General features: G+C 70.2%; 28 protein-coding genes and 1 pseudogene. 10 read left to right on the top strand and 19 right to left on the bottom strand.

Annotated elements, in window-relative coordinates; all coding sequences use genetic code 11:
* Nucleotides 1-10 precede the first annotated feature (10 nt).
* The 4 genes from QRN56_RS15180 (at nt 11) to QRN56_RS15165 (ending at nt 3,736) form a co-directional block, all read left to right on the top strand.
* Nucleotides 11-1,051, top strand: a complete 1,041-nt coding sequence (locus QRN56_RS15180; protein ID WP_285104607.1) for an SGNH/GDSL hydrolase family protein — start codon at nt 11-13, stop codon at nt 1,049-1,051.
* Nucleotides 1,052-1,189: 138 nt separating this feature from the next.
* Complete coding sequence (locus QRN56_RS15175) at nt 1,190-2,320, top strand: SLC13 family permease (RefSeq protein WP_285104855.1); 1,131 nt, start codon at nt 1,190-1,192, stop codon at nt 2,318-2,320.
* A gap of 45 nt (nt 2,321-2,365) precedes the next feature.
* Complete coding sequence (locus QRN56_RS15170) at nt 2,366-3,121, top strand: YqjF family protein (protein ID WP_285104605.1); 756 nt, start codon at nt 2,366-2,368, stop codon at nt 3,119-3,121.
* Between the two features lie 60 nt (nt 3,122-3,181).
* Entirely contained in the window at nt 3,182-3,736 is a 555-nt protein-coding gene (locus QRN56_RS15165; protein WP_285104603.1) for a DinB family protein, read from the top strand.
* Between the two features lie 61 nt (nt 3,737-3,797).
* Here QRN56_RS15165 and QRN56_RS15160 read toward each other — a convergent pair whose 3' ends face one another.
* Nucleotides 3,798-4,550, bottom strand: coding sequence for an SDR family NAD(P)-dependent oxidoreductase (locus tag QRN56_RS15160; protein ID WP_285104601.1), 753 nt, complete (start codon nt 4,548-4,550; stop codon nt 3,798-3,800).
* Between the two features lie 139 nt (nt 4,551-4,689).
* Here QRN56_RS15160 and QRN56_RS15155 point away from each other — a divergent pair, with 139 nt between their 5' ends.
* Nucleotides 4,690-5,628: an AraC family transcriptional regulator gene (locus QRN56_RS15155; RefSeq protein ID WP_285104599.1), complete on the top strand. Its 939-nt coding sequence runs from the start codon at nt 4,690-4,692 to the stop codon at nt 5,626-5,628.
* Here QRN56_RS15155 and QRN56_RS27640 read toward each other — a convergent pair.
* Nucleotides 5,525-6,151, bottom strand: a complete 627-nt coding sequence (locus tag QRN56_RS27640) for an MFS transporter (protein ID WP_350224577.1) — start codon at nt 6,149-6,151, stop codon at nt 5,525-5,527. The genes QRN56_RS15155 and QRN56_RS27640 overlap by 104 nt on opposite strands.
* Between QRN56_RS27640 and QRN56_RS15150 the strand changes: the two genes are divergently transcribed.
* Together QRN56_RS15150 and QRN56_RS15145 are read left to right on the top strand one after the other, a co-directional pair.
* On the top strand, nt 6,135-6,635 hold the full coding sequence (locus QRN56_RS15150; RefSeq protein WP_350224572.1) for a DUF5937 family protein: 501 nt from the start codon (nt 6,135-6,137) through the stop codon (nt 6,633-6,635). The genes QRN56_RS27640 and QRN56_RS15150 overlap by 17 nt on opposite strands.
* 153 nt (nt 6,636-6,788) lie before the next feature.
* Nucleotides 6,789-7,181 (top strand): ester cyclase, encoded by a 393-nt coding sequence (locus QRN56_RS15145; RefSeq protein WP_285104595.1) that lies wholly within the window; start codon nt 6,789-6,791, stop codon nt 7,179-7,181.
* A gap of 61 nt (nt 7,182-7,242) precedes the next feature.
* Here the strand turns inward: QRN56_RS15145 and QRN56_RS15140 are convergent, their stop codons facing one another.
* From QRN56_RS15140 to QRN56_RS15090, 11 genes are all read right to left on the bottom strand, one after another.
* Nucleotides 7,243-7,644, bottom strand: a complete 402-nt coding sequence (locus QRN56_RS15140; RefSeq protein WP_285104593.1) for an SRPBCC family protein — start codon at nt 7,642-7,644, stop codon at nt 7,243-7,245.
* Nucleotides 7,641-8,111 carry a MarR family winged helix-turn-helix transcriptional regulator gene (locus tag QRN56_RS15135; RefSeq protein WP_285104591.1) on the bottom strand — a complete coding sequence of 157 codons (471 nt, stop codon included), beginning with the start codon at nt 8,109-8,111 and terminating at the stop codon, nt 7,641-7,643. The genes QRN56_RS15140 and QRN56_RS15135 overlap by 4 nt, the downstream gene beginning before the upstream one ends.
* Nucleotides 8,108-8,986, bottom strand: a complete 879-nt coding sequence (locus QRN56_RS15130) for an N-acyl homoserine lactonase family protein (RefSeq protein ID WP_285104590.1) — start codon at nt 8,984-8,986, stop codon at nt 8,108-8,110. The genes QRN56_RS15135 and QRN56_RS15130 overlap by 4 nt, the downstream gene beginning before the upstream one ends.
* Nucleotides 8,987-9,127: 141 nt before the next feature.
* The gene (locus QRN56_RS15125; RefSeq protein WP_285104588.1) at nt 9,128-10,447 is read right to left on the bottom strand and encodes an NAD(P)/FAD-dependent oxidoreductase; all 1,320 of its coding nucleotides are present in this window, start codon (nt 10,445-10,447) and stop codon (nt 9,128-9,130) included.
* A gap of 267 nt (nt 10,448-10,714) precedes the next feature.
* Nucleotides 10,715-11,476 carry a polyphosphate--glucose phosphotransferase gene (gene ppgK / locus QRN56_RS15120; RefSeq protein ID WP_285104586.1) on the bottom strand — a complete coding sequence of 254 codons (762 nt, stop codon included), beginning with the start codon at nt 11,474-11,476 and terminating at the stop codon, nt 10,715-10,717.
* Between the two features lie 174 nt (nt 11,477-11,650).
* Entirely contained in the window at nt 11,651-12,295 is a 645-nt protein-coding gene (locus tag QRN56_RS15115) for a TetR/AcrR family transcriptional regulator (RefSeq protein WP_285104584.1), read from the bottom strand.
* 21 nt (nt 12,296-12,316) lie between these two features.
* On the bottom strand, nt 12,317-12,826 hold the full coding sequence (locus QRN56_RS15110; protein ID WP_285104582.1) for a hypothetical protein: 510 nt from the start codon (nt 12,824-12,826) through the stop codon (nt 12,317-12,319).
* A 146-nt stretch (nt 12,827-12,972) separates the two neighbouring features.
* Nucleotides 12,973-13,593 carry a sigma-70 family RNA polymerase sigma factor gene (locus tag QRN56_RS15105; RefSeq protein ID WP_285104580.1) on the bottom strand — a complete coding sequence of 207 codons (621 nt, stop codon included), beginning with the start codon at nt 13,591-13,593 and terminating at the stop codon, nt 12,973-12,975.
* A gap of 1,039 nt (nt 13,594-14,632) precedes the next feature.
* Nucleotides 14,633-15,532, bottom strand: coding sequence for an NADP-dependent oxidoreductase (locus tag QRN56_RS15100; protein WP_285104578.1), 900 nt, complete (start codon nt 15,530-15,532; stop codon nt 14,633-14,635).
* Nucleotides 15,533-15,573: 41 nt separating this feature from the next.
* Complete coding sequence (locus tag QRN56_RS15095; protein ID WP_285104576.1) at nt 15,574-15,795, bottom strand: uracil-DNA glycosylase family protein; 222 nt, start codon at nt 15,793-15,795, stop codon at nt 15,574-15,576.
* Nucleotides 15,792-16,196: a GNAT family N-acetyltransferase gene (locus QRN56_RS15090; RefSeq protein ID WP_285104574.1), complete on the bottom strand. Its 405-nt coding sequence runs from the start codon at nt 16,194-16,196 to the stop codon at nt 15,792-15,794. The genes QRN56_RS15095 and QRN56_RS15090 overlap by 4 nt, the downstream gene beginning before the upstream one ends.
* A gap of 283 nt (nt 16,197-16,479) precedes the next feature.
* Between QRN56_RS15090 and QRN56_RS15085 the strand changes: the two genes are divergently transcribed.
* Nucleotides 16,480-17,043 carry a GNAT family N-acetyltransferase gene (locus tag QRN56_RS15085; RefSeq protein ID WP_285104572.1) on the top strand — a complete coding sequence of 188 codons (564 nt, stop codon included), beginning with the start codon at nt 16,480-16,482 and terminating at the stop codon, nt 17,041-17,043.
* A gap of 54 nt (nt 17,044-17,097) precedes the next feature.
* On the opposite strand, the gene QRN56_RS15080 is transcribed toward QRN56_RS15085, so the two are convergent.
* The 4 genes and pseudogenes from QRN56_RS15080 to QRN56_RS15065 all read right to left on the bottom strand — a co-directional run bounded on the left by QRN56_RS15080 (nt 17,098) and on the right by QRN56_RS15065 (nt 18,839).
* Complete coding sequence (locus tag QRN56_RS15080) at nt 17,098-17,472, bottom strand: GNAT family N-acetyltransferase (RefSeq protein ID WP_285104570.1); 375 nt, start codon at nt 17,470-17,472, stop codon at nt 17,098-17,100.
* A gap of 37 nt (nt 17,473-17,509) precedes the next feature.
* Nucleotides 17,510-18,055, bottom strand: coding sequence for a peptide-methionine (S)-S-oxide reductase MsrA (msrA, locus tag QRN56_RS15075; RefSeq protein ID WP_285104568.1), 546 nt, complete (start codon nt 18,053-18,055; stop codon nt 17,510-17,512).
* Nucleotides 18,052-18,525 (bottom strand): peptide-methionine (R)-S-oxide reductase MsrB, encoded by a 474-nt coding sequence (gene msrB, locus QRN56_RS15070; RefSeq protein WP_285104567.1) that lies wholly within the window; start codon nt 18,523-18,525, stop codon nt 18,052-18,054. The genes msrA and msrB overlap by 4 nt, the downstream gene beginning before the upstream one ends.
* Nucleotides 18,526-18,613: 88 nt before the next feature.
* Nucleotides 18,614-18,839 (bottom strand): annotated as a pseudogene (locus QRN56_RS15065) (thioredoxin family protein).
* A gap of 213 nt (nt 18,840-19,052) precedes the next feature.
* On the opposite strand from QRN56_RS15065, the gene QRN56_RS15060 reads away from it, so the two are divergent.
* Nucleotides 19,053-19,970: an NADP-dependent oxidoreductase gene (locus QRN56_RS15060; protein ID WP_285104566.1), complete on the top strand. Its 918-nt coding sequence runs from the start codon at nt 19,053-19,055 to the stop codon at nt 19,968-19,970.
* Between the two features lie 87 nt (nt 19,971-20,057).
* Here QRN56_RS15060 and QRN56_RS15055 read toward each other — a convergent pair whose 3' ends face one another.
* Nucleotides 20,058-20,996, bottom strand: coding sequence for an aldo/keto reductase (locus tag QRN56_RS15055; protein WP_285104564.1), 939 nt, complete (start codon nt 20,994-20,996; stop codon nt 20,058-20,060).
* Between the two features lie 152 nt (nt 20,997-21,148).
* Between QRN56_RS15055 and QRN56_RS15050 the strand changes: the two genes are divergently transcribed.
* Nucleotides 21,149-22,951 carry a galactose-binding domain-containing protein gene (locus QRN56_RS15050; RefSeq protein ID WP_285104563.1) on the top strand — a complete coding sequence of 601 codons (1,803 nt, stop codon included), beginning with the start codon at nt 21,149-21,151 and terminating at the stop codon, nt 22,949-22,951.
* A gap of 122 nt (nt 22,952-23,073) precedes the next feature.
* Here the strand turns inward: QRN56_RS15050 and QRN56_RS15045 are convergent, their stop codons facing one another.
* A complete protein-coding gene (locus QRN56_RS15045) occupies nt 23,074-24,033 on the bottom strand; it encodes a 3-hydroxyacyl-CoA dehydrogenase family protein (protein WP_285104561.1) in 960 nt (319 codons plus the stop codon).
* Nucleotides 24,034-24,061: the final 28 nt, after the last annotated feature.

Genomic DNA, 24,061 nt, shown 5'->3' with positions numbered 1-24,061 from the left:
GAGCTGCCCAATGAAGCAACGTCTCTTGCGCGTCCTCGCCGCCCTGGCGGCGACGAGTCTTGTCACGGTCGGGCTGGTGACGACGCCGGCCCTGCCGTCGTACGCCGCCGGCGAGTCCTACGTCGCCCTGGGCGACTCCTACTCCTCGGGCACCGGCACCAGGACCTACATCAACGACGGCACCGAGTGCCTGCGCTCGACCTACGCCTACGCCAGCCTGACCGCGGCGGCCAAGGGCTACACGCTCAACTTCCGGGCCTGCTCGGGAGCGGTCGTGGCCGACGTGACGAGCAGCCAGATCAGTGCACTGGGCACAGGCACGAGGTATGTCACCATCTCGGTCGGCGGCAACGACGCCGGGTTCGCCGACGTGCTCACGGAGTGCGCCCTCCCGGCGTGGGCCAGCGACTGCGCCGGTACGGTCGCCGCGGCGCGGGCGTTCATCTCCGGCACCCTGCCGGGCCGGCTCAACACCCTCTATGCCGCGATCAGGACGAGGGCACCGAACGCGAAGGTGGTCGTCGTCGGCTACCCGAAGATCTTCATGGGCGAGGACTGCAACGTGGCGACCTTCTTCAGCCCGGAGGACGAGACGGCGCTCAACAACGCCGTCGTGCTCATCAACTCGGTCACCTCGACGGCCGCCTCCGCCAAGGGATACACCTTCGTCAACCCGGTCAGCCGGTTCACGGGCCACGCCGTGTGCGACTCGACCGAGTGGATCAACGGCTTCTCCAACCCCGTGCAGGAGTCCTACCACCCCAACCGCCTCGGTCACGCCAACGGCTACCTGCCGCTGGTCAGTGGCGTCCTGACCGGCACGAGCGTCGCGGCGACCAGCGCGGTGCTGGCCGAGGCTGAGGCGGGGGCCGCGGAGCAGGCGAAGCTCCAGCAGAAGTACGCCGCGGCCGACCGCAGGATCAAGCCGAAGCTCTTCCAGCCGCCGACCAAGGCCAGGCTGGAAGAGCTGGCGAAGGAGAGGGGCGTCGACTTCGACACGTGGTGGGCCGAGGTCCGGCGTTCGGACCGGGCCACCGACCTGACGCACTGAGAGAAGGCGACTGACCGTCCGCAGCCCGCAGGAGGGCGGCCGCACCCCGTGGCCGGCCGCCCTCCTGCGGATCCGTATGCTCAGCGCGTGAACGGCGCGCGCACCAGACCTCGTCCGAGCACGTGGATCGTTCTGGTGATGGTCGTCGTCGCGGCCGCCTGCGTGCTGAGCGGCCTGCTGCCCGCGCAGGACGCCCGGGCCGTCGGCGCGCGTACCGCCCCCGTGCTCGGGTTCGTGGTCGCCATCACGATCGTCGCCGAGCTCGCGCGCGACGCCTCGGTGTTCGAGGTGCTCGCGCAGCTCCTCGGCCGCTGGGGCCGGCGACGGATGGTGGTGCTGTGGGTGTGGGTGGTGCTGCTGGCCGTGGTCAGCACCGTGTTCCTCTCGCTCGACACCACCGCGGTCATCCTGACGCCGCTCGTCGTGCTGCTCGCGCAGAGCGTCGGGATCTCACCCCTGCCGTTCGCGCTGGCGACCATCTGGCTGGCGAACACGGCCTCGCTGCTGCTGCCGGTCTCCAACCTGACCAACCTGCTCGCCGCACCGGCGTTCGGCGACCACCCCTCCGCGTTCGTGGCGCTGAGCTGGGCACCGGCCCTCGTGGGCGTCGTCGTGCCCGTCGCGATCCTCACGGTCCGGTACCGGGGCGTCCTGTTCTCGACCTACCGGGTCCCCGCGCAGCGCGTCCCCGCCGACCCCGTGCTGTTCTGGGGCGCGGCGCTGGTGCTCCTGGTGCTGCTGCCGCTGCTCGCGCTCACGCCGCACGTGTGGGTCCCCGCGACGGCGGCCGCCGTCGTGCTCGCCGTCCTGTTCCTCGTCCGACGGCGGAGCGCGCTGCGGCCCGCGCTGGTGCCGTGGCAGGCCCTCGGGATCGCCGCGTCGCTGTTCGTCCTGGTCGAGACGGCGCACGCCCACGGCCTCACAGCTCTGCTGACCTCGGTGACCGGCGCCGGCCACGGCCCGGGCGAGCTGCTGCGCGTCGCGACGCTCGGCGCGCTGGCCGCCAACGGCATCAACAACCTGCCCGCCTACCTGGTGCTCGAGCCGGTCGCCGCCGGCGACCCCGTCGTGCTGATGGCGCTGCTGATCGGCGTGAACCTCGGCCCGCTGGTCACGCCGTGGGCGTCGCTGGCGACGCTGTTGTGGCACCAGCGCGTCGCCGCACTCGGTGTCACGTTCCCGTGGCGCCGCTTCGCCGCCTGGGGCCTGGTCGCGGCGGTGCCGACCGTGGGTCTGGCCGCCCTGGCGCTGGCCGTCGTCGGCGGATAGGGACTTCGCCGCCACCGGCCGGTCATGGTTGATAGGTTCCTCGGCGTGACCTCGGAGAACGCACGCCCGGAGCCGCGGACCGGCATGTTCCTCTCCGCCGAGTGGCGCCGGCTGGTGATGCTCAGCCACGAGATCGACCCGGACGTGCTGCGCCCGCTCGTCCCGCGCGGCGTCGAGCTCGACACGTGGGACGGCCGGCACCTCGTGAGCATGGTCGGCTTCCAGTTCCTCGACACGCGCCTGCTCGGCGTCCCGGTCCCCTTCCACCGCGACTTCGACGAGATCAACCTGCGGTTCTACGTGCGCCGCCGGGCGGACGACGGCTGGCGGCGCGGCGTGGTCTTCGTCAAGGAGATCGTGCCCCGGTGGGCCCTGGCCACGGTCGCCCGCGTGGTCTACGGCGAGAAGTACGTCGCACGCCCGATGCGGCACCGCATCGACCTGCACGACGACGAGGTCACCCCGGGCGGCCTGGTCGAGTACTCGTGGCACGACGCCGGGGACTGGCACCGCCTGCGCGCCACGACCGACGGCCCCGCGCGCCCGCTCGTCGAGGGCTCGCAGGAGGAGTTCGTCACCGAGCACTACTGGGGGTACGCCGCCCAGCGCGGCGGCGGCACCGTCGAGTACCGCGTGGAGCACCCGAGCTGGCAGGTCCGGCAGGCCCGCGACGCCGCCCTGGAGTGCGACGTCGAGCGGGTGTACGGCCGGCCGTTCGCCGAGAGCCTGGCCGCCGAACCGTTCTCGGCCTTCGTCGCGGACGGCTCGCCCGTCGTCGTCCGGCGGGGCGCCGTCCTCTGAGGTACCGGCGCCCCGCGCCCCGCCCCGACCATTCCGAGACCACTGAACCCTGGAGCCGACATGACCGACCTGACCGCGCCCGACCTCGCCACGCGAGACGTCGTCGCGATCTTCGAGCGCGAGCGAACCCGGCTGTTCGCACGTCTCGAGGGCCTGACCGACGCCGAGTACCACTGGGAGCCGGTCAGCGACTGCTTCAGCATCCGCCCCGGCGACGACGGCGTCTTCCGCGTCGCCACCCTGTTCCCGGAGTCAGGTCCGGACGAGCCGGACCCCGTCACGACGATCGCCTGGCGCATCTGGCACATCGGCAGCCTCTGCCTGCGCGGCTACGTGATCCACTTCTTCGACGACGCCCCCGGGTTCGGCGACCGCCACGAGTGGCCGGGCACCGCGAAAGAGGGCATCCAGGCGCTCGCCGACGACTGGGAGCACTTCATCTCCCGCATCGCCGCCCTCGACGACGAGCGCCTGCTGGCACCGATCGGCCGGGGCCCCGGCGGCTGGGCCGACGAGACCTACCTGAAGCTCGCGCTGCACGCACTGGTCGAGGTCTCGCACCACGGCGGCGAGATCGGCCTGCTGCGCGACCTGTACCTGCGCGAAGGCGTCTGAGCGACACCCACCGGAGGTCGGCCCCGATCACAGGCCTCGTCGCTGTCGCGGGCCTCGTCGCTCAGACCTGGTTGGCGCCGCCGTCGACGAAGAGGTTGTTGCCGACGACGTAGCTGCTCTGATCCGAGGCGAGGAACACCACGGCCGCGGCGGCCTCCTCGGGCTGCCCCATCCGGCCCTTGGGCACGGTCGCGGCCACCTGCTCCTTGATGGCCCGGGCGGTCTCCTCGTCACCGAAGGCGGCGGTACCGCCGGGCGTCTCGATCCAGGCCGGCGAGACGACGTTGACCCGGATGCCGCGGCCCTTGAGCTCGTTGGACCAGGTCCGCGCGAACGACCGGACCGCGGCCTTCGACGCCGAGTACGCGCCGAACGCCTCCATCCCCCGGTCGGCGGCCGTGGATCCGGTCAGGATCACCGAGGCGCCCTCGTTGAGCAGCGGCAGCGCCTTCCGCACCGTGAACAGCGTGCCCCGGACGTTGACCGCGAAGGTCTGGTCGAAGTGCTCCTCGGTGGTCTCCTCCAGCGTCACGAACGCGGCGACCGCCGCGTTCGCCACGAGCACGTCCAGCCCCTTGCCCCGGGCCCGGACCGCGGCGTAGAGCCGGTCCAGGTCCCCCGGCACCGAGATGTCGCCGACGACCGCTGTGGCCCGGTCCTCCCCGATGGTCTTGACGGCCGCCTCCAGCTCGGCCTCGCGCCGCCCCGTGACGAACACGTACGCGCCCTCCTCCGCCAGCCGCACCGCGGTCGCCAGGCCGATGCCGGAGCTACCGCCGGTCACGACCGCCGTCCTGCCCTCGAGCTGTCCCATGTGGATCTCTCCCTACCTTCCGTCGCGGATCTGTTCCGGCATCGATCCTGCGGGACCGCAGAGGTATCATCCATAACGGATAGTCCAGAATTCGTTACCGATAGTCCAGGAGTTGGGTTTGCTCGGTTTCAGCGATCCGGTGGCTGACGCGATCAGCCTGCTCCGGCCCCGCACGGTGGTCGGACCGAGCCTGCACGCCGCAGGCGAGTGGGCGTTGCGCTTCGACCGGTTCCCGCACGTGCGGATCGGCGGCCTCGTGCGCGGCACGTGCTGGCTGATCCTCGACGGGCACGAGCCGGTGCTCCTGCAGGAGGGCGACACCTTCATGCTGGGCGACCCGCCGCCCTACGTGCTGGCCAGCACGCCCGGCGCCCGGACGCGTCCCGCGGAAGAGGTGTGGGCCCGTGCCGAGGACGGGTCCGTGCGGATCGGCCCGGAGGCCGAGGAGAACCTCTACCTCTGCGTCGGGCACATCGGGTTCGACGACGGCAACGCGTCCCTCCTGACCGATCTCCTGCCGCCGCTCGTGATCGTCCGCGCGGCCGACCCGCGCGGCCTGGAGCTGGGCCAGCTCATCACGCTCCTGGCCACCGAGGTCGAGGCCACCGCCGCCGGCGGCCCGCTGGTGGAGAACCACCTCGCGCAGATCCTGCTCGTGCACATGCTGCGTGCGCACGCCGGCCGGACGGACCGGCCCACCGGCTGGCTGGGCGCCCTGAACGAGGACGGCATCGGCGCCGCCCTGCGCGCCGTGCACGCCGACGTCGCACGCTCCTGGACGCTCCAGGAGCTCGCCGACATCAGCCACATGTCGCGGTCCGCGTTCGCCCAGGCCTTCAAGAGCCACGTCGGCGTCCCGCCCCTGGACTACCTGATCCGATGGCGCATGAACCTCGCGCGCAACGCCCTCGCCCGCGACACGCTGTCGATCTCCCAGCTCGCGCGGGCCACGGGCTACCAGTCCGAGAGCGCGTTCAGCACGGCGTTCCGCCGCGTCGTCGGGTCGTCACCCTCCACGTTCCGCGACCAGGCTCGGAAGCCGGACGAGATGCCCCTGTCGCCTGAGCCTGCCCCCTGAGCCTCTCGCCGAGCCCGCCTCGCGAGGCAGACGCGGGAGGCACGGTGCGAGCGGCAACCTCCGGACGGCGACCTGGTCCCTGATCCTTCTCGCCGGCGACGGCGGCGGTGGACAGGAGCGTCGCAGCGGCCAGGCCGCCCCAGAGTGCCGCCGGGCCGTGGGATGGGAGAGCGGTGATGACGGCCGGGGAGACGGCGAGGCCGAAGCCCGTGGAGAGCTGGAACCGCGCGAGGGCGCGTCCCAGGAGATGGGGCGGGGCAAGGACGGTGACGAGCGCGGTGGCGCTGCCCGCATGGACGATCTCGCCGACGGTGCAGACCACGGACACGGCGACGACGGCGGGGGCGCCCCAGCCGTGTCCCAGCGAGGTGGCCCCGAGGAAGCCGAGGTACGAGGCGGTCAGCACCACGCCGGCGAGCGCCAGCACGGTGCGCCGGGAGAAGCGGGACATCAGGACGGTGACCGGAACCTGCAGGGTGACCACCAGCACGGTGTTCGCCACGAAGATGGCTCCCGACCACACCGGGGACGCGTCCAGCTGGGTCACCAGGACCAGCGGGAGCGCGATCTCGCTCGCCGCCGACCTGCGCCTGAAGAACGACCTGCTGAGGCGCCAGGGCACCGCGGCGGCACTCGCCTCGGTCTCCGACGCGGTGACCCTGGCACCGGACGGCGACAGCATCGTCGTGGACAAGCTGCAGGACAACGCGACCGCCGCCCACGGCGCCGGGCCCACCTTCCTCCCCAGCGTCTTCGGCCGACCGCACCTGATGGTGGTCCACGCGCCCGGGTGGCAGCCGGTGGTGCAGTACCCGGTCGCCGAGGCGAGCCCTGCGGAGCCGGTCTCGCTGGAGACGGTCACGTTCCGGCTGGAGGCGCTCGCCCACCCGGTGCGGCTGCGGCTGCTGCGCACCCTGGCCCGCGGCCCGCACACCACCGGCGAGCTGGCCCACGCCTGGGAGCTCTCACCCCCGGAGGTGTCCCGTCACCTCGCCGTCCTGCGCTGAGCCGCTCCGGTCTGCCATCCCCGCCTGACCTGCCGGACGCCCGGTGCGGCCGGCACTTTTGTACCGATCGGAATATAACTTGTCGGCCCCCGGTTCACATGCACTGCAAGCTCCACTGCACAGCCCCGGAACGGGGAGAGAGAAGGGAACACCATGTCCGAGTCCGAGGTACGCGAGGTCTTCGAGCGCTACATCGAGGCGCTCAACGCCCACGACTTCGACCGCATGACCGAGTTCGTCCACGACGAGCTGGTCGAGAACGGCAAGCCGGTCACGCGCGACCACATCATCGCCGAGCTGAAGGCCCACGGTGACTCCGTGCCGGACTTCACCTGGCGTGTCCAGGACGTAGCCGTCGACGGAGACCGCGTCGCGGCCCGCCTGTACAACAAGGGGACCCACACCAAGGAGTGGCTCGGCGTGGCACCGACCGGCGCCACCCTGGAGTTCGCCGAGTACTCCTTCCACAGGGTCCGCGACGGGCGGTTCTACGAGATGAACTACCTCATCGACGCCCAGGCCGTCCAGGCACAGCTCCAGGACTGACGTCCGGTGGTGCGGTGACCTGGCGGGACCCGACGGTCGACAGCGAGTCCCGTGCTCGACGTCAGCCGGTCAGCACCTGGCGCAGGCGGTCGAGCCGGAGCCCGGCGACGCCCTGGTAGGCCGGCCGGAGGGCCGCGGCGAGCGGACCCTGGTGCGTGAAGTCGTGTCGCACGAGGGTGCGCTCGCCCTCGGCGTCGAGCCACCAGTCGGCGGTCTCGGCGAATCCCGGCACCCGCCATGCCATCCGCACGAGTCCAGGCTCGATGGTCTCGTAGGTGAAGGCACCCGACAGCCCGGGACGGACGGTGATCCGGTACCGCGCCGCGAGCCCTGCCTCGGACGGGCCGGCCATCCTGAGGAACGCGGGGTTCCACGCGGGCAGCGAGAGCGGGTCGAGCAGGACGGCGCGCACCGACGGGCGTGGAGCGTCGACGAGCAGGCTCGCGCTGCCGGTGGCACTCATGGTGCGGCCCCCGGCTCGCCACCCCGGCGGACGACCGCCTGACCCGAGGGAAACGCCCCGGCGAAGGCCCGCAGAAGGGTGAGCGCCTCGGGCACCGGCGTGCCCCGGGTGAGGTCGTCGATCGACCCGTACAGCCGCTCCTCGACCTCGGCGATCCGTGCCGCGAGCCGGGAGCCGTCGTCGGTCAGGGCGAGGGTGACCCGCCGGCGGTCGTTCTCGCCCGCGCCGCGGTCGACCAGACCCATGGTGACCAGGCGATCCACGAGCCGGCTCGGGCTGCCGCCCGTCTCGCAGACGAGCAGCTCGCCCAGCCCTGCCATGGTCAGGGGCTGATGGTCGGCGAGAACCCGCAACACCTCGGCCTGTGACGGGGTGACTCCCAGCGGACGCAGGTCCGCGGCAAGCATCCGGTTGCCCTCACGCTGAACGGCCAGGATCAGGTAGCGCAGCTCCTCGGCGGGCCTCATGAGCGCGCGGCCGTCTCCGCGAGCGCCTCGGCGAGGAGGTCCGCCGCGCGAGGGTCGTGTGCTGCCAGGATCACGAGGCCGGGCTGGGTCTCGCGCAGTGCGTCGACCTTGGCCACGGTGTCGCGGAGCCGGCCCTTGTCGCCGATACCCGGGAGCTTGCCCGCGGCGAGCAGTCGGGCGTCATAGGTGAGGTCGCCCACGAGCAGCAGCGGTGCGTGGCCCGGGCGTCGGACCAGGAGGGACTGCGAGCCCGGCGTGTGGCCGGGGGTGGGCAGCAGCACGAGGCTGCCGTCGTCGAACAGGTCGTGTCCGTGGGTGAACGGCGCGAGCGCGGGGTCGGTCAGCGGTTCCGGGGCGACCCGGTTCCAGCGCAGCCCGTGCAGGTCGATGTGGGAGCGCAGCAGGCCGCGCGCCTCAGGTAGTGGTTCGCTCAGGCTGTCCCATTCCTGGTCGCTCACGAGGATCTCGGCCCCGCCCAGGACGGGTAGTCCGCCGATGTGGTCCTGGTGCAGGTGTGAGATCACTGCCTTGTCCACGTCCTCCAGGCGGTGCCCGAGTCCTGACAGGCCCGCCTCGAGAGTGTCGGTGGGCCCGATCTCGAACTTCGCGAGCCGGGAGTAGATCAGCCCGTTGAGGCCCCGGGGAAAGTAGTCGGGGTCGGTCACGGAGGCCCGGTCCTGTCCGGTGTCGAAGAGCACGAGGCCGTCACGGTGCTCGATCACGTAGACGTTGATCGGCCGGGGCGCGGTCCATCGGGTCGAGGTGAAGAGCCACACGTAGGTGTTCTTCCGCGTGGGGCCGACGTGCTCCGGTCGGATCGACACGGATCCCGTGCTGATCACCGAGACACGCGCGATGGGGTCGGTCATGGACATGGCTGACTCCTCAGTAGATGACACGTCATCAGATTACACATCATCTATCAGGGTGCCAAGCCCCGAGCCTCGTGCAGGCGGGACGGTTGCCGCGATACTGCGATGACGACACGTGCGACCGGCGCCGTGTGGGCTCGGGTGTCAGGCGCCAGGGCGGTCGCGGGGCAGGGGTGTCGACGTGTCGAGCGGGACGGCCGTCGACCGGACGAGCCCGAGCTGGACCGACTGCCGGCCCAGCACGGCGTCGAGCAGCCAGTCGACGGCGGTGCGTACCCGGTTGCCCGGCATGGAGATCAGGTGGTACCCGCGGGTCACGACCTTCGCCAGGAGCCCGGACATCGGGATCTGCAACGGGTTCGCCGCCGCCTGGAGCCCGCCGAGGTCCACGACGAACCCGAGGTCGTGGTGCTCGTACCCGCGGACGCTGCCGTAGCCGAGCGACGCCGCGACGTTCCGGCCGGCGAGCGTGCCCTGACGGCTCGCGTGCTGGGCCGTCATCGCCGTGACCTCGCCGGGCCGCGTCACGTCCGGCACGGCCGCGGCGTCCCCGCACGCGAACATGTACGGCCGACCGGGCACGCTCAGCGTCGTGTCGACGACGAGCCGGCCCCTCTGCGTCTCCAGCCCGGTGTCGCTGACGAGCGGGTCGGGCCGCACGCCGACGCACCACACCAGCGTGCGCGCCGGGACGAGCTCGCCGGTGGTCAGCCGGACGCCGTCGGTCATCGCCTCCGCCACGGAGGTGCCGGTCAGCACCTTGACGTACCGGCCCCGCAGCACCCGGTCCGCCGTGCGGGACAGGCGTGGGTCGAGCTCGGGCAGCACCTTCGGCGCGAGGTCCAGCAACATCCAGCGCATCTTCTGGTCCGCCAGCACGGGGTGCCGGCGCCGGAGCGCCTCGGTGAGCAGCGGTCCCTGCGCCGCGACCTCCGTCCCGGTGTAGCCCGCGCCGACGACGACGAACGTGCAGCGCGCATCCCGCTCGGCCGGGTCGTCGGTCGCGGCCGCCAGCTCCACCTGGCGGATGACGTGGTCACGCAGGTAGAGGGCCTCGGCGACCCCGCGGAAGCCATGCGCGTGCTCGGCCACGCCCGGGACCGGCAGCAGCCGGGTGACGCTGCCCGCGGCCAGGATCAGCCGGTCGTAGCGCAGGGTGTGCATCCCGCCCTCCGGGTCGGTGTACTCGACGCTGTCCTCGTCCGGGTCGATCGCCGTCACGTCGCCGAGCGCGAGCCGCACCCCGCGCAGCGTGGCCGGGATCGAGACGGTGACCCGCCGAGGATCGATCACGGCGGCCGCGACCTCCGGCAGCAGCGGCAGGTAGAGGAAGTAGTCGGTGCGGTTCACCAGCACGATCTCGACGTCGGCCGTGCGCGGCAGCGCGCGACGCAGGGCCCGGGCCGCGTTGTAGCCGGCGAAACCGCCCCCCACGATCACGACCCTGGTGGGACTCTCGCTCATGGGGTACCTCGCTTCGTCTCGTCGTCGACACGCGTCCGGGGAGGCCGATCAGAATCCCTCCCCCTTGACTGTGCTGTGACCACCGCCGGTTCGCACGCCCGCGGCGCACCATGGACGGCAGGGAGACGAGGCCAGATCCTCGGCGGAATGCATGGCGTCGTTCGTCTGCCGGCTCCTCTCGGTACGGTTCCGCGACCGTCGTCGCGTCTGATTGGTGTCAGATGCGACGCACCGTCTTACCGACCGCGTCGAGACGAAGCCGGGTGGTCAGGCCTCGGTCCGGGTCGCGACGGACGCCGCGAGAGCGGCACCGACGACACCGGCCCGGTTCCTGAGGACGGCGGGCACGATCGGGGTCCGCAGGTCCAGGAGCGGCAGAAAGTGGGCGGACTGCTCGGAGATGGCTCCGCCGACCACCAGCAGGTCCGGCGAGAAGAGCTTCTCGACGTGCGAGTAGTAGCGCTGCAGCCGCGCCGCCCATTGCTCCCAGGACAGGTTCTCGATGTTCTTCTGTCGCGCGGACGCGCGCGTCTCCGCGTCGAACGAGTCGATCTCGAGATGTCCCAGCTCGACGTTCGGCACGAGCCGTCCGTCCACGACGACACCCGAACCGATCCCGGTCCCCAAGGTCGTGACGATCACGGTCCCGGCCACGCCCTGGGCGGCGCCGAAACCCACCTCCCCGAGCGCCGCCGCGTCCGCGTCGTTGACGACGGTCACGGAATGCCCGAGGCGCGCCTCCATCAGGGTCGACACGTCGATGCCGGTCCACTTCTGGTCGAGGTTCGCCATGTACGGGACGACTCCGTGCACGACCGGGGCCGGGATCGAGACGCCGACCGGCATCCCGCTCGACACACCGTGCAGGTCGAGCAGCCTGTCGATGGCCGCGATGACGGCCTCCGGTGTTGACGGCATCGGCGTCGCAACGTGCGACAGCTTTGTCTGCACGCTCCCGGAGCTGAGGTCGACCCGGCCGGCCTTGATGGCGGAGCCACCGATGTCGATCCCAAATGCCAGGTCCGCCATGATCTCGTCCTATCCGTTGTTCGCCCATGCATCACGAGCACAGGTACCTGCTGCTCCGTGTCGTTCCACAACACCCGGTTGAGCCAGCGATGTTCCATCGCGACGACCTCGGGGTTGCGCTCGCCAGTCGTCGTCGAGGCTCTCGTCCCAGCGGCGGGCCGTGCTGAGGCGCGGCTAGGACGCGGCGCGGTCCGGTGCGGCGAGGGTTTCCAGGTGGGCGATGGCGACGTCGATCGCGATCGCCATGGGCTCGACGTCGCGGGCGGTCTGCGCGAGGAGGTAGCCGCCCTGGAGGGAGGCGAGAAATCCGACCGCGAGGCGAGCGGTGTCGATCGAGTCGTCCAGCACACCGGCGCGCTTCATCCGGCCGAGGGCGTCGTCGATCAGGCTCTGCCAGGCACGGAACAACTCGTCCAGCATCTCCCGGGCGACGGCGTCGTGGTCGGAGACCTCGCCGGCCAGGGAGCCGAGCGCACAGCCGTACATCCCGTGGCGCAACGCGTTGGCCTTGATCAACGAGTCCCGCCAACGCCGCAGCCCGGCCAGGGTCGAGACGCTCCCGAGCATGTTCGTCTCGCGAGCGATGACGAACTCGCCCACGTTCGTGATCACGGCCCTGACGAGTGCATCCTTGTCCTCGAAGTGCCGGTAGAGCTGGGACTTGCTCACGCCGCTCGCGACCATGACGTCGTCCAGGGTGGTTCCACCGATCCCCTGCACGCGCATCAGGTCTGCGGCTGCGGCGACGATCCGGGTCCTCGTCTTCATCCCTCGTGCCGTCAGCCGGATCGCCGGGCTCTCGTCCGAGTTCGCGTTCACAGCGACATCGTACTGAGAGGGCTAACCAGATCGTTGGTCACCACGGCCGTCCGGCTCCTCGAGCGCGAGCACGGGCGTCAGCACGATGTCGAGCGCGGCTTCGAGCGACCGGGCGTCCTGTGCCAGCCAGCTCAGCGTGGCGCCACCGTGCAGCGAGGCGAGGATCGCGACGGCCAGGCTCTCGGGGTGTCCAGATGCCGCGGACGTGGCCGTCGGCAGCGCACAGGTATCGCGGCCCGGTGCGATCCGTTGCACCGTCTCCGCGATCAGGGCCTGCCAGCTCTGCAGGAACTCGGCCTGCCGACCGGCTCCGTGAGCGCGGCGCAGCGCCATCGCATAGGGAGACCGGCGGTCCATGACCTCACGGACCACGCGCGATCGCCAGACGGTGAAGTCGCCGGCGCGCGAGACTGCGCCCAGCCAGCGTTCCTCCGCGTCGAGAACTGCTCGAAACTGCGTCGCGGCGTCCGCGGCGGCCCCTCCCGTGGTCTCCGACCACACAGACTCACCGCCCGTGGCTGCGCTTGTCACCGCGTAGTCCGCCTCCTCGTCCGTGCACCGGCCGTCGGTCGCCCCTGACAACTCCCGCAGAAGCCTAACTGGACGAAACAGTCCCGTTCAACCGGCCTCGGCGCGTGCGGTCCCGGGCGACCCCAAGGAGAGCAGCGGCGTCCACGTCATGGCGCGAGCAGGTAACCCTCCGAGATGAGCGCGGCGCGCAGCTTCCTGCGGGCGTCGAACAGCACCTTGTACAGCGCGTTCCTCGTCGAGCCGAGCTCGTCCGCGAGAGCGTCCATGGGCACCTCGTTCACCACGGTCGCCACGAGGACGAGTCGCTGCCGGTCCGTGAGGCTGCTCTTGATGGCGTGCGACACGGCATCGACGAACTCGGCCGCCTCGACCTCCTGGCCCGGCGTGACCTCGAACCTGGATGCCAGGCGCGACCAGTCCTCGTAGTCGTACGGCACGTCGCGATGACGCCAGTAGTGTCTGTTCATCTTCGTCGCGACGTCGAAGATGACGAACTTGAATGCCCACGTCGTGAACCGTGACTCGCCCCGGAAGGTGTCGAGCCGCCGGCTGATCGCCATCAGGGCGTCCGCTGCCGCCTGGTAGGCGATGTCGTCCAGCTCCGGCCCGTACATGCGCAGGGACGAGGCGCGACGCGTCGCCTCGCGCCTCGCGACCCGGTGCAGCAGCCGATAGAGCTCCTTGCAGGCTGCTTCGCGAACCGATCCGGTGGCGCCGAGGTCTCGCACCCACCTGCGGTTGTCCTGAGTGATCTGCAGGTCGTCCATCGCGTCCCACCCTCCTGGCCCGCGCGTGAAGAGAAACCGGCGTCGGCCATGTCCGTGCACGCCTCGAACCGAGGACGTCGCCACACGGTAAACCGGACCCTAAGGTCCAGACAAGGCACAGGAGTGTTGCCATGGCCGCTCGCTCCGGACTTCTACGTCCAGTCCAGCGAGCCAGGTCCGGCCCGCCCGTCTTGCGATCGCGGACGCCCGTCCCGCATGTGCCAGAACGTCACGCCCGAGGGACTACCGGAGGTGAGTGGTTCGTTGCCATAGGCCCGGACGTCTTACCTGACGCCATACGGAGGCACCTTCGAAAGCTGTCTGGTCATGCGACGTAAGACGGCGGCGACGGAAGTCCACTCACCTCGTGACCAGACATCAACCCCACGTCACGGAGCGCCGGGTCGGCGTCGCCGAGGCGGACTACTTTCGAAGGAGCGCACGAGGACACCAGCCGTCTGGCACCCGGTTGATGGCTTCCAGCTGGATGCCCACCGCCGCGGGGGACGGCAGGCCACACCTGGCATGGGAGAAAAGTGGGAAACGGTCCCGTGGACACCGCTGATGAGCACTGGACGAGGCTGGACACCTACCTCCGGACCAGTTCCAGCGATCCTGGCTGCGACGTGTGCCGGCTGAACCTCGACTCCTACGCCGAACTCACCACCGATGGCAGCGGCGCCGCGGAGCTCCTTCCCCGTGTCGCAGCCCATCTGGAGTCTTGCCCTGACTGCCGGGAGGACCTCAGGGGTCTGGTCGACGCGATCTCGCACCAGACGCGGTGACAAGATCGGTCGACAAGTGGCCCGTGCTCGGCGCCGGACCGACGCCGCAGGTCGAGACCGAAGGCTGGGTCGTGCGACCACGTCCTCGTCGTCGTGGTCACCGCGGGCGAACGCCTGGTCCTCAGCCTCGCGGGACTGGACATCATCGACCTGCGCGCCACCGGCAGCGGCGACGGCTGACACCACTGTGCGGAGCACTGCCGATGCCGTGCTCCGCACGGTCGCACACCGGGCGGCCGACGGCGCCCACCCGTTCAACCACGGATACGGACGACCGTCTTCCCGCTCGTCGGTTCGGTGGAGCGGAAGGCGGCGACGGCGTCCTCGAAGCTCACCGTCCGGCCGATGTTCGGCCGTAGCAGACCCTGGCGGACCCGCCGGGCGATCTCGTTCAGCTGTGCCCGCTCGGACACCACCACGAAGTCGACCGTCCGCCCCTCGGTCGGTCGCACCTGCGGGCTGCCGGCGATGCTCACCAGCGTCCCTCCAGCCCGCACGAGACCTGCGGAGCGGTGACCGATCTCTCCGCCGAAGACGTCGAACACGAGGTCGACCTTCCCGATCTCTTCCAACGTCTCGTTCTCGAGGTCGACGAACTCGTGTGCGCCGAAGTCGAACGCCGCCTGACGATGAGTGGCGCGCCCTGTCCCGACGACATGCGCTCCGCACCCGCGCGCGAGCTGGACCGCCATCGACCCCACCGCTCCGGCAACGCCGTGCACCAGGACACTCTGCCCCGTGGCGAGGTGTCCGTGCTCGAACAACCCCTGCCAGGCGGTCAGTCCTGTCATCGCGACGCCGGCACCCGTCACGAAGTCGACGTCACCCGGCAGCGGCGCCAGGTTGCGCGCCTCGACGACCACGTACTCCGCCAGAGTGCCGTCCCGGGTCCAGTCCGTCAGACCGAAGACCCGCTGCCCCACCGACAGCCCCGCCGCTCCGTAGCTCAGCGAGGTGACCACTCCGGCGACCTCGTGGCCGGGAATCGAGGGTGTCCGGTCGCGGCCGAGCCGGTCGACCCACGTCGAGGGCCACTCCAGCTCGTTGCCGGTGAAGCCCGAAGCGTGAACCTCCACGACCACGTCGCCGTAGTTGGCGCCGTCGAGGCCGGCCAGCCGTGCCGCATCCGGATCTGGGCGGTCGACCAACCTCATTCCGGCTCGGCCTGCTCCTGGGTCTGTCACCACGATCGCTCTCATGCGAAAGTCTCCTTCATTGCTTTCTCTCGATCTAGCGCGTCCACCAACGGACCGTGCCACCGCGGTGCGAAGTCCTTCCGTGGTGCCAGGTCGCCGGTGGCGCCCTTGCCCGGGTAGTAGAAGTCCATCGGCAGCAGCGCGAACAGATCGGGATCCGCGGCGATGGCGGCCCGGATGCCTTCGAAGCTCGGACCATCAGCTCCCGGAGGTGCTGTCACCGCGGCGCCACCTTCACGACGCCCGGGTGCTCCCGGTCGACGACGTCCTGGTACTCGGCATGCTTGTCGATGAAGGTCCGCACGATCGGGCACAGGACCGTAGCCTTCCTGCCCTGGGTCCGAAGGTCGTCCAGGACGTGCCGGATCAGCTTGGTGGCTGCCCCCTGGTTGCGGAACTGCGGGAGTATGGAGACGGCGACGAGCACGACCCGGTCGCCGTCGTCGTTGTAGGTCAGCCCGCCGACCTGCTGACCGCCCACGCTCGCGTCATAGAGGCCGATTGTGTCGTCCTTGGTGATCATCAGCTCAAGAGGCTGGCCGTCATCACCAGCGACCTCGCCCATCAGGACCTTCTGGTCTTCGTCCGGGGCAATGGGTGCGGCCTGGTTCGGATCAGTCATGAGCGTCGTCCTTCTTCACAGGTTCGTCCACGCGGTTGTCATGGCGGGGCGCTCTGTCGATACGCCCATCATCATTAGTGGCACGCGACGCGCATTCCATACGGCTGCGCGCGAAGCGTGCACGAGTGCGCGATGCGCGGTGGAATGTCATTCCGAGGCGTCGTCGGCGTCAACGACCGGAACTGGACGGGATCGTCCAGTTCGCGTACGGTCACGCCAGTCGCAGCCGGCACGTTGTCCGGCGCCCGCGGACCCTCATGTCCTGACACACCCAGGAGGAGAAATGAGCCATCGAGTCACGATCGACGGCACCACGATCGAGACGCAACACCTTCGCCTGCGGCCCTGGCAGGTGGATGACTCTGTCTGGGCGCTGGCGATCTACGGGGAGGCCGACGTCGCGCGATGGCTGGCTCCCGCGATGGACAGGATCGACGAGCCCGAGCGGATGCGGGCGATCATCGAACGCTGGGTCACCGAACAGACCGGGACGGGACGGCCCACGGGCCGCTGGGCGATCGACGACCTCGACAGCGGGAAGCTGATCGGTTCCGGGCAGATCCTCGGCCTGCCCCCGGAAGCGGAGGACCTCGAGCTCGGCTACCAGTTCGCACCGACGGCCTGGGGCCGTGGGCTGGGATCCGAGGCCGGTCACGCGCTCGCGCACTACGCGTTCTCCCACGACGAGGAGGAGGTGTTCGCCGTCGTCCGCACCGGCAATCAGCACGGGATCAGGACCGCGCGCGAGATCGGCATGGAATGGGTCGGTGAGACGACGAAGTACTACGACCTGAGGCTTCAGGTCTTCAGACTGCGCAAGGGCGATCTCGACGTGCCCGGCCGGTAGCGGACAGCGCCGTCTCCACCGGGGTCTACCCGGTGGAGACGGCGCTGTCCCGTCTCACTCGCTGATCGTGCCGTCCCCACGTTCGGCCGCCGCGCGGTTCGGGTACCCGGGGTGGCTCGGATCGACGAGGTCCTTGTACTGCTCGGTGCCGGCCAGGTACTCCGCGACGTACGGGCAGATCGCGGTGACGGTCCCCTGTCGTGATCTGACCTCGTCCAGCACGGCCTCGACGACGATCCTGCCGATCCCGTGCCCTCGCTGAGCCTGGTCCACCTCGGTGTGCAGCAGCACGTACCGGTTCGGGTTGAGGTGCTTGTACTTCATCCACGCGACCGTCCGGCCGTCTCGGACGAGCTCGAACCGGTTGGCATCGACGTCGTCTCGAAGTTCGTCCGCGTCGTGTCCGGGCTCTGGGTTGACGCCGTTCATCAGGCTCCTTGTGGACTGGCTGGTTTGGTGGGCTCTCTTACCGCTCCCGCCGGGGAAGCACCCAGTTCGGGCGCGGGAAGTGGCAGGTGTAGCCGTTCGGGTAGGTGATCAGGTAACCCTGGTGCTCGGCCTCGGCCTCCCAGAAGGGTCCGGCGGGCTCGATCGTCGTCACCGCTCTTCCGGGCCAGAGGCCCGACGCGTCGACGTCGGCGATCGTGTCGCGAGCGACCATGTCCTGCTCTGGAGTGAGCGGGAAGATCGCCGAGCGGTAGCTCGTCCCGATGTCGTTGCCTTGACGGTTGAGTGTCGACGGGTCGTGGATCTGGAAGAAGAACGCCAGGATGTCGCGGTACGTCGTCACACTCGGGTCGAAGACGATCTCCAGGGCCTCGGCGTGCCCGGGGTGGTTCCGATAGGTCGCGTGCGCGTTCTGGCCGCCGGTGTAGCCGACGCGAGTGCCCACGACGCCGGGCTGCCGGCGGATGAGGTCCTCCATGCCCCAGAAGCACCCACCTGCGAGCACGGCCGTCTCGGTGCCCGGTACGCGCCTGATCTGCCCGGCATCGTCGGTTCCGCCGCTCATGAGTTCTCCGCCTTGCCGTTCGCCTCCGGGTCGAACAGCGCCAGGTACTCGCCGTAGCCCTGCGCCTCCATCTCGGCGACCGGTACGAAGCGCAGTGCCGCTGAGTTCATGCAGTACCGCTCACCTCCACGATCCGCCGGACCGTCGCCGAACAGGTGCCCCAGGTGGCTGTCCGCGGCGGTGGACCGCACCTCGGTACGCACCATCCCGAACGACCTGTCCGTCACGGCCCGGACAGTGCCTGCGCTGATCGGCCTGGTGAAGCTGGGCCAGCCGGTGCCGCTGTCGTACTTGTCGGTCGACGAGAACAGTGGCTGGCCGGAGACCACGTCGACGTAGATGCCGGACTCGTGGTTGTCCCAGTACTTGTTCATGAACGCCGGCTCGGTTCCGCCCTCCTGGGTGACACGGAACTGTGTCTTGGTCAGTCGGCGCAACGCCTCGGCTGAGGTGTTGTAGTCGTGTGCCATCGGTCGCTTTCCTTTCTGACACCAGCTGGCGGTGCCGTCATGACAGATAACACCGTGATCCCCGGTTGTGGTCCCGGCGTCCAAGGGGTCAGCTGTCCTGCGCGATCCGGTTGCCCTGCGCTGCGAGGTCCCTGCGCACCTCGTCCATGTCGAGGTTCTTGACCACGTCGACGACCTCGGCGAGGGCCGTGGCGGGAAGAGCACCGGCCTGGTTGAGGACCGCCGCACCACGAAGCCCAGAAGTCCACCAGGACGATGTCGTTGTCCTGGATCGTGCTCGCGAAGTTGCTGTCGGTGAGCTCGATGGTCGTCATGGTCTCCCTCTCCTCGAACGGTGGGCGCGACCGCGTCCCTCGACTGGTGGGTGTCACCGTCTCTCGTCGTCTTACCGGGCCGGCACCCGCCACGCTTCCCGCCACGACTGAGCTCCGGCACGCTCCACTGGTAAGACGCCGGGTTCTCGCGCCGCTAACTCCGGTGAACCGAAATACGGTTGAAGGCACGCGAGCAACACAGGGAGGCGCCCGATGAGAGCCATCGTGGTGACGGACCAGGCCGCGGGAGCGGCCGGGATGACGCTGACGGACCGTCCCGAGCCGGAGGCCGCGGGGAACGACGTCGTCGTCCAGGTCTACGCGTCGGGATTCACCCCGGGTGAGCTGACCTGGCCGGGGACCTGGACCGATCGCCTGGGGCGTGACCGGACGCCGTCCATCCCTGGGCACGAGCTGGCAGGCGTGGTGAGTGCGCTCGGCTACGGCACGAGGGGGCTGTCCGTCGGCCAGAGGGTGTTCGGACTCGCGGACTGGACCCGCGACGGCACGCTCGCCGAGTACGTGGCCGTCGAGGCCCGCAACCTCGCGCCGCTCCCCGGCGACGTCGACTTCACGGTGGGGGCGAGCCTGCCGATCTCGGGCCTGACCGCGTGGCAGGGCCTGTTCGTCCACGGTCGGTTCGCGGTCGGGCAGAGTGTCCTCGTGCACGGCGCCGCCGGCGGCGTCGGGTCGATGGTGGCGCAGCTCGCTCGTGCGGCGGGTGCCTACGTGATCGGCACCGGGCGAACCGCAGACCGGCAGGCCGCGCTCGACTTCGGGGCGCAGGAGTTCGTCGACCTCGGCGACGACTCGCTCGAGCAGGTCGGTGCGGTCGATCTCGTCTTCGACATGATCGGTGGCGACATCCAGCGACGTTCAGCAGCCTTGGTTCGCGCCGGAGGGACGCTGGTGAGCATCGCCGGCCCGCCCGAAGCACGGCCGACCGACGGGATCGCGGTCGACTTCGTGGTCGAGGCGGACCGTGCGCAGCTGAGCGAGATCGCCCAGCGAGTCCGCGACGGGCGGCTGCGGACGAACATCGCGAACGTGGCGACCCTCGACGATGCGGTCGCCGCGTTCAACCCGTCGGAGCGGGTCAAGGGCAAGACGATCATCCGCGTTCGTCCTTGACGCTCGCCCGCCGGCACCATCAGCGAGGTCGAGGTCACCTGGTCGAGGAGCTCGGCTCGCGTCCTGTCCTGCCCCTGCCTGCCGCGATCAGGCGTAGGCGCTGTCGTCCACCGGCGACGGCGCCGGCCCGAGCGCTTCGAGCTCGTCCCACAGCTCGTCGGGGACATGGGTCGCGACGAGCTCGTCGAGCTGTGCCCGACGACCCGGTGACACCACCCCCACCACGGTCGAGTCGACCAGCGGTGACCGCAGCGAGTAGTGCAGGGCGACGGCAGCCAGGGGCACACCGTGGGCCTGGCACGTCTCCTGGAGCCGTCGCGTCCATGCCAGCAGGTCGGCACCCGCGGGCCGGTAGTTGTAGACCGCGCCCTCGTGCGGGCCCTTGGCGAGCAGGCCCGAGCCGAACGGCGCCGCGTTGAACACCGTCATCCCCCGCGACTTCGCCTCCGCGAACACCGGCGCCGCCGACTGGTCGATGACCGTGAAGCGGTTGTGGATCAGCACGGCGTCGAACAGGCCGGTGCCGACGTACCTGGCCATGAGCGGCACCGGCGCGGCGGCGACGCCGATCGCGTCGACGCGACCCGACTCGCGCAGCTCGACGAGCCCTTCGACGGCCCCGCCCGGTCCGACCGCTTCCTCGAACGTCACCGAGTACGGGTCGTGCAGGTGCAGCAAGGGCAGACGCTCGACGCCGAGCCGCGCCGTCGTCTCGTCGAACGAGCGCAGCACGCGGTCGCGATCGAACGCCCGCGTCTCAGGATCCTGGTCGACCTTCGAGACGACGCGGGCGGCGGCATCCTGGCCGAGGCGCGCGACGGCCAGACCGAGCACGGACTCCGACCGGCCCCCGGAGTAGTTGTTGGACGTGTCCACGAAGGTATGGCCGCTGCTGAACAGATCGAGCGCGACCTCGACCGCGGCGGTCTCGCCCGCAGACCCCGGCTCGGTGCCTCCACCCAGTCCTGACGTGCCGAGCGTGACCGGGCTGGCCTTGATCGTGCTGGTGCGTGTCGTTCGTGTCATGGACCTCTCCTCAGTGCCGACTCGTCAGGGAACCCTATGACGCCCTGTCCTTGACACAACATCGGCCGACCGCAATGCTACTTTTGCACGTATAGCGACAAAAGTCGCATGGCCGTCGCTATCAATCGACAGAGTCGTCAATCGGAGCATCCATGCAGATCTCGCTACATTCGCCTCGCGCGCGCCGCCTCACCACGGCGCTGACAGGTGGCGCGCTCCTCGCGGGCACGCTCGCCGGGGCCCCGGCCGTCGCCGCTCCTTCCACCCTCGCAGCCCCTACGTCGACCACCACGGCAGCAGAAGCATGCGGAGCGGACGACGGACTCCCCGACTCCAAGATCTCCATCCAGCTGTACACGCACGTCAACGAGCTCGGGTCCGGGACCCCGGCTCCCGAGACGATCGACCGCGTGCTCGGCGAGGTGGCTGACGCCGGCTTCACCAACATCGAGCCGTTCAGCCAGCCCTACTCGATGCCCGTCGACGAGTACCAGGCGATCCTCGACAGCCACGGCCTCGAGGTGTCCTCGAGCCACGGCAGCACCGACTGGGACACGTGGCCCGAGACGGTCGCGTACGCCGTCGCGCTGGGCCAGGACTACATCGGGACCGGCGGGATGGCGGGCAGCTACGGCACCTACGAGGAAGCCCTCGCGACCGCGGCGTACGTCAACCGGCTCGGCAAGTACGCGCACGAGAACGGCGCGAACAAGATCGTGCTGCACAACCACCAGAGCGAGTTCACCACGCGGTACCCCCACCCGGAGACGGGTGAGCTGGTCAGCGCCTGGCAGGTCATCGAGGCGAACACCGACCCGCGCTACGTCACGTTCCAGCTCGACGTCGGCTGGGCCGCGGACGCCGGCATCGACGTCCCGGCGTGGATCGAGGAGTACGGCGACCGCATCGAGCTCCTGCACGTCAAGGACGCCGTGAACGTGAACGCCGAGGGCGACATGAGGCAGGTCGCCCTGGGCAGCGGCGACATCGACCTGCCCGCGATCATCGCCGCGTCCGAGCCGTACGTGGAGTACTACACCTACGAGTGGGACTACGCCCCGTCGTTCGAGACCTCCGCGGAGTCCTACCGGTACCTGCGCTGCTACCTGGCCGACGGCGGGGGCGACGACCAGTGCGATGCCGACGACGGGGAGTCGCTGGCGCTGGGCCGGCCGGTGACGACCTCCAGCATCGACGACCCCACGCGCACCGGTGAGATGGCGGTGGACGGCAACGCGGGCACCCGGTGGGGCAGCCAGTGGAGCGAGCCGGAGTGGATCGCCGTGGACCTCGGCGCGAGCTACGACCTCAGCCGCGTCGTCATCGACTGGGAGACCGCGTACGCGTCGGGGTACGAGATCCAGACCTCGACGGATGGCGAGAGCTGGACCACGGTCCATACCGTCACCGACGGCGACGGCTTCTTCGACGACATCGACCTCTCGGGCACCGGCCGGCACGTGCGCCTCTACGCGACCGAGCGTGCGACGCAGTGGGGCTTCTCCGTCTATGAGCTCGAGATCTACGGCACGCCGAGCGGGGAGCAGCCGGCGCCGGAGCCCGTGGCTCGCGGCGCCGGGTACTGGACGTCGGAGTATCGGCAGGTCAGGAACCCGGACCACACGACCGACGAGCTGCTGTGCTTCCTGTCGACCACGCGTGCGCAGAGCGACGTGTTCGACGAGGCGGTCGACCTGACCACGCTGGACGACGCCGTGCGGGTGCTGTGGCCGCGCCACCACGACGAGTGGGTCGACGTCTTCGACCGGCAGCTGCTCAGCCTGTGGCTCAACGTCGCGGCGGGCGCGGTCGCCCTGGACGACCCGATCGTCGGCGGCGGCACGGTCGGCGACCTGCTGCACGCGATCGAGGCCGCGCGCCTCGACGCGGGCGCGACGCGGGCGGACCTCAGGGGCTACGAGGCGGCGCTGGAGACGGTGAACGCCCGGCACTGATCGGGTAGGTCCTCAGCCGGGGTCCGGGGTGCGCTCGTCGAGGCGCGCCCCGGCCCCCGGCGCGTTGCACGGGCTGGATGCCTGGGCGTGCCGAGCATCCGGCCCGTGCGATGGCGGCTCCGTCAGACCGGCGCGGGGCCGAGGGACCGCAGTAGCCTGCCCATCTCCCCGTATGCCTTGTTCCGGTACGCGACCAGCGCCTTGACCTGCTCCGGCGTGTAGTCCCGCGTCAGTCCCCTGCCGTTCTTCACGCCCTTGCGGTCGCCCGCGACGGCGTCCTTGATGAGGTCGGGCGTCGCCAGGCGCTCGCCGAAGTTCTCCTCGAACGTGCGGAAGCCGCCGGCGTAGACGTCAAGCCCCGCCTGGTCGGCGATGGCGAACGGCCCGAAGAACCCGAGGCGGAACCCGAACGTGGTGCGAACCACGGTGTCGATGTCCTCGGGGGACGCGATGCCCTCCTCCGCTATCGACATGGCCTCCTTGAGCAGCACGTACTGCAGGCGGTTCAGGACGAACCCCGGCACGTCGGCCACGAGCGCGCCCTGCCGGTCCGCCCGTGCCAGCAGCTCGCGCACCACCGGGACCACCTCCGGGTCCGTGCGCTCGCTGAGGACGAGCTCGACGCCGGGGATGAACGGTGCGGGGTTGGAGAAGTGCACGGTGAGGAACCGCTCGGGGTTCGTCACCGCCTCCACCAGCACCCGCGCAGGGATGGTCGAGGTGTTGCTGCCGATGATGGCGTCCGCGCGTGCGGCCCCCGAGATCCGGCCGAGCACGTCGTGCTTGACCTCGACCGACTCGAACACCGCTTCCTCGATGAAGTCGGCGTGCGCGACGGCCTCCTCGATCGACGTCGCGGTGCTCAGGTTGGCGCGGATCGTCTCGGTGGCACCGGAGTCGTAGAGACCCACGTCCTCGAACTCGCGGGCCTCCGCCAGCAGCCGGGCGTACGCGGTCTGCGTCGCCTCCGCCGAGACGTCCGCGATGACGACGGGCAGGCCCGCGAGCGCGAACGACTGCGCGATGCCCCCACCCATGTACCCGGCCCCGATGACGGCGACCGAACTGATGCTGGTGACCATGATGTCCTTCCTCACGCTGAACTGGAAC

Origin of the sequence: Promicromonospora sp. MEB111 (assembly GCF_030209445.1) — a bacterium.
Classification (GTDB): Bacteria; Actinomycetota; Actinomycetes; order Actinomycetales; family Cellulomonadaceae; genus Promicromonospora.
Note: the sequence above shows the minus strand (reverse complement) of the source record. Positions and strands in the feature narration are given on the sequence as shown.

Bases quoted from the DNA above. Each gene is read 5' to 3' on its own strand.
- QRN56_RS15180 (WP_285104607.1), top strand. From the start codon at position 11: ATGAAGCAACGTCTCTTGCGCGTCCTCGCCGCCCTGGCGGCGACGAGT.
- QRN56_RS15175 (WP_285104855.1), top strand. From the start codon at position 1,190: ATGGTCGTCGTCGCGGCCGCCTGCGTGCTGAGCGGCCTGCTGCCCGCG.
- QRN56_RS15165 (WP_285104603.1), top strand. From the start codon at position 3,182: ATGACCGACCTGACCGCGCCCGACCTCGCCACGCGAGACGTCGTCGCG.
- QRN56_RS15160 (WP_285104601.1), bottom strand. From the start codon at position 4,550: ATGGGACAGCTCGAGGGCAGGACGGCGGTCGTGACCGGCGGTAGCTCC.
- QRN56_RS15150 (WP_350224572.1), top strand. From the start codon at position 6,135: ATGGCTCCCGACCACACCGGGGACGCGTCCAGCTGGGTCACCAGGACC.
- QRN56_RS15145 (WP_285104595.1), top strand. From the start codon at position 6,789: ATGTCCGAGTCCGAGGTACGCGAGGTCTTCGAGCGCTACATCGAGGCG.
- QRN56_RS15140 (WP_285104593.1), bottom strand. From the start codon at position 7,644: ATGAGTGCCACCGGCAGCGCGAGCCTGCTCGTCGACGCTCCACGCCCG.
- QRN56_RS15135 (WP_285104591.1), bottom strand. From the start codon at position 8,111: ATGAGGCCCGCCGAGGAGCTGCGCTACCTGATCCTGGCCGTTCAGCGT.
- QRN56_RS15130 (WP_285104590.1), bottom strand. From the start codon at position 8,986: ATGTCCATGACCGACCCCATCGCGCGTGTCTCGGTGATCAGCACGGGA.
- QRN56_RS15125 (WP_285104588.1), bottom strand. From the start codon at position 10,447: ATGAGCGAGAGTCCCACCAGGGTCGTGATCGTGGGGGGCGGTTTCGCC.
- ppgK (WP_285104586.1), bottom strand. From the start codon at position 11,476: ATGGCGGACCTGGCATTTGGGATCGACATCGGTGGCTCCGCCATCAAG.
- QRN56_RS15105 (WP_285104580.1), bottom strand. From the start codon at position 13,593: ATGGACGACCTGCAGATCACTCAGGACAACCGCAGGTGGGTGCGAGAC.
- QRN56_RS15100 (WP_285104578.1), bottom strand. From the start codon at position 15,532: ATGAGGTTGGTCGACCGCCCAGATCCGGATGCGGCACGGCTGGCCGGC.
- QRN56_RS15090 (WP_285104574.1), bottom strand. From the start codon at position 16,196: ATGACTGATCCGAACCAGGCCGCACCCATTGCCCCGGACGAAGACCAG.
- QRN56_RS15085 (WP_285104572.1), top strand. From the start codon at position 16,480: ATGAGCCATCGAGTCACGATCGACGGCACCACGATCGAGACGCAACAC.
- QRN56_RS15080 (WP_285104570.1), bottom strand. From the start codon at position 17,472: ATGAACGGCGTCAACCCAGAGCCCGGACACGACGCGGACGAACTTCGA.
- msrA (WP_285104568.1), bottom strand. From the start codon at position 18,055: ATGAGCGGCGGAACCGACGATGCCGGGCAGATCAGGCGCGTACCGGGC.
- msrB (WP_285104567.1), bottom strand. From the start codon at position 18,525: ATGGCACACGACTACAACACCTCAGCCGAGGCGTTGCGCCGACTGACC.
- QRN56_RS15060 (WP_285104566.1), top strand. From the start codon at position 19,053: ATGAGAGCCATCGTGGTGACGGACCAGGCCGCGGGAGCGGCCGGGATG.
- QRN56_RS15055 (WP_285104564.1), bottom strand. From the start codon at position 20,996: ATGACACGAACGACACGCACCAGCACGATCAAGGCCAGCCCGGTCACG.
- QRN56_RS15050 (WP_285104563.1), top strand. From the start codon at position 21,149: ATGCAGATCTCGCTACATTCGCCTCGCGCGCGCCGCCTCACCACGGCG.
- QRN56_RS15045 (WP_285104561.1), bottom strand. From the start codon at position 24,033: ATGGTCACCAGCATCAGTTCGGTCGCCGTCATCGGGGCCGGGTACATG.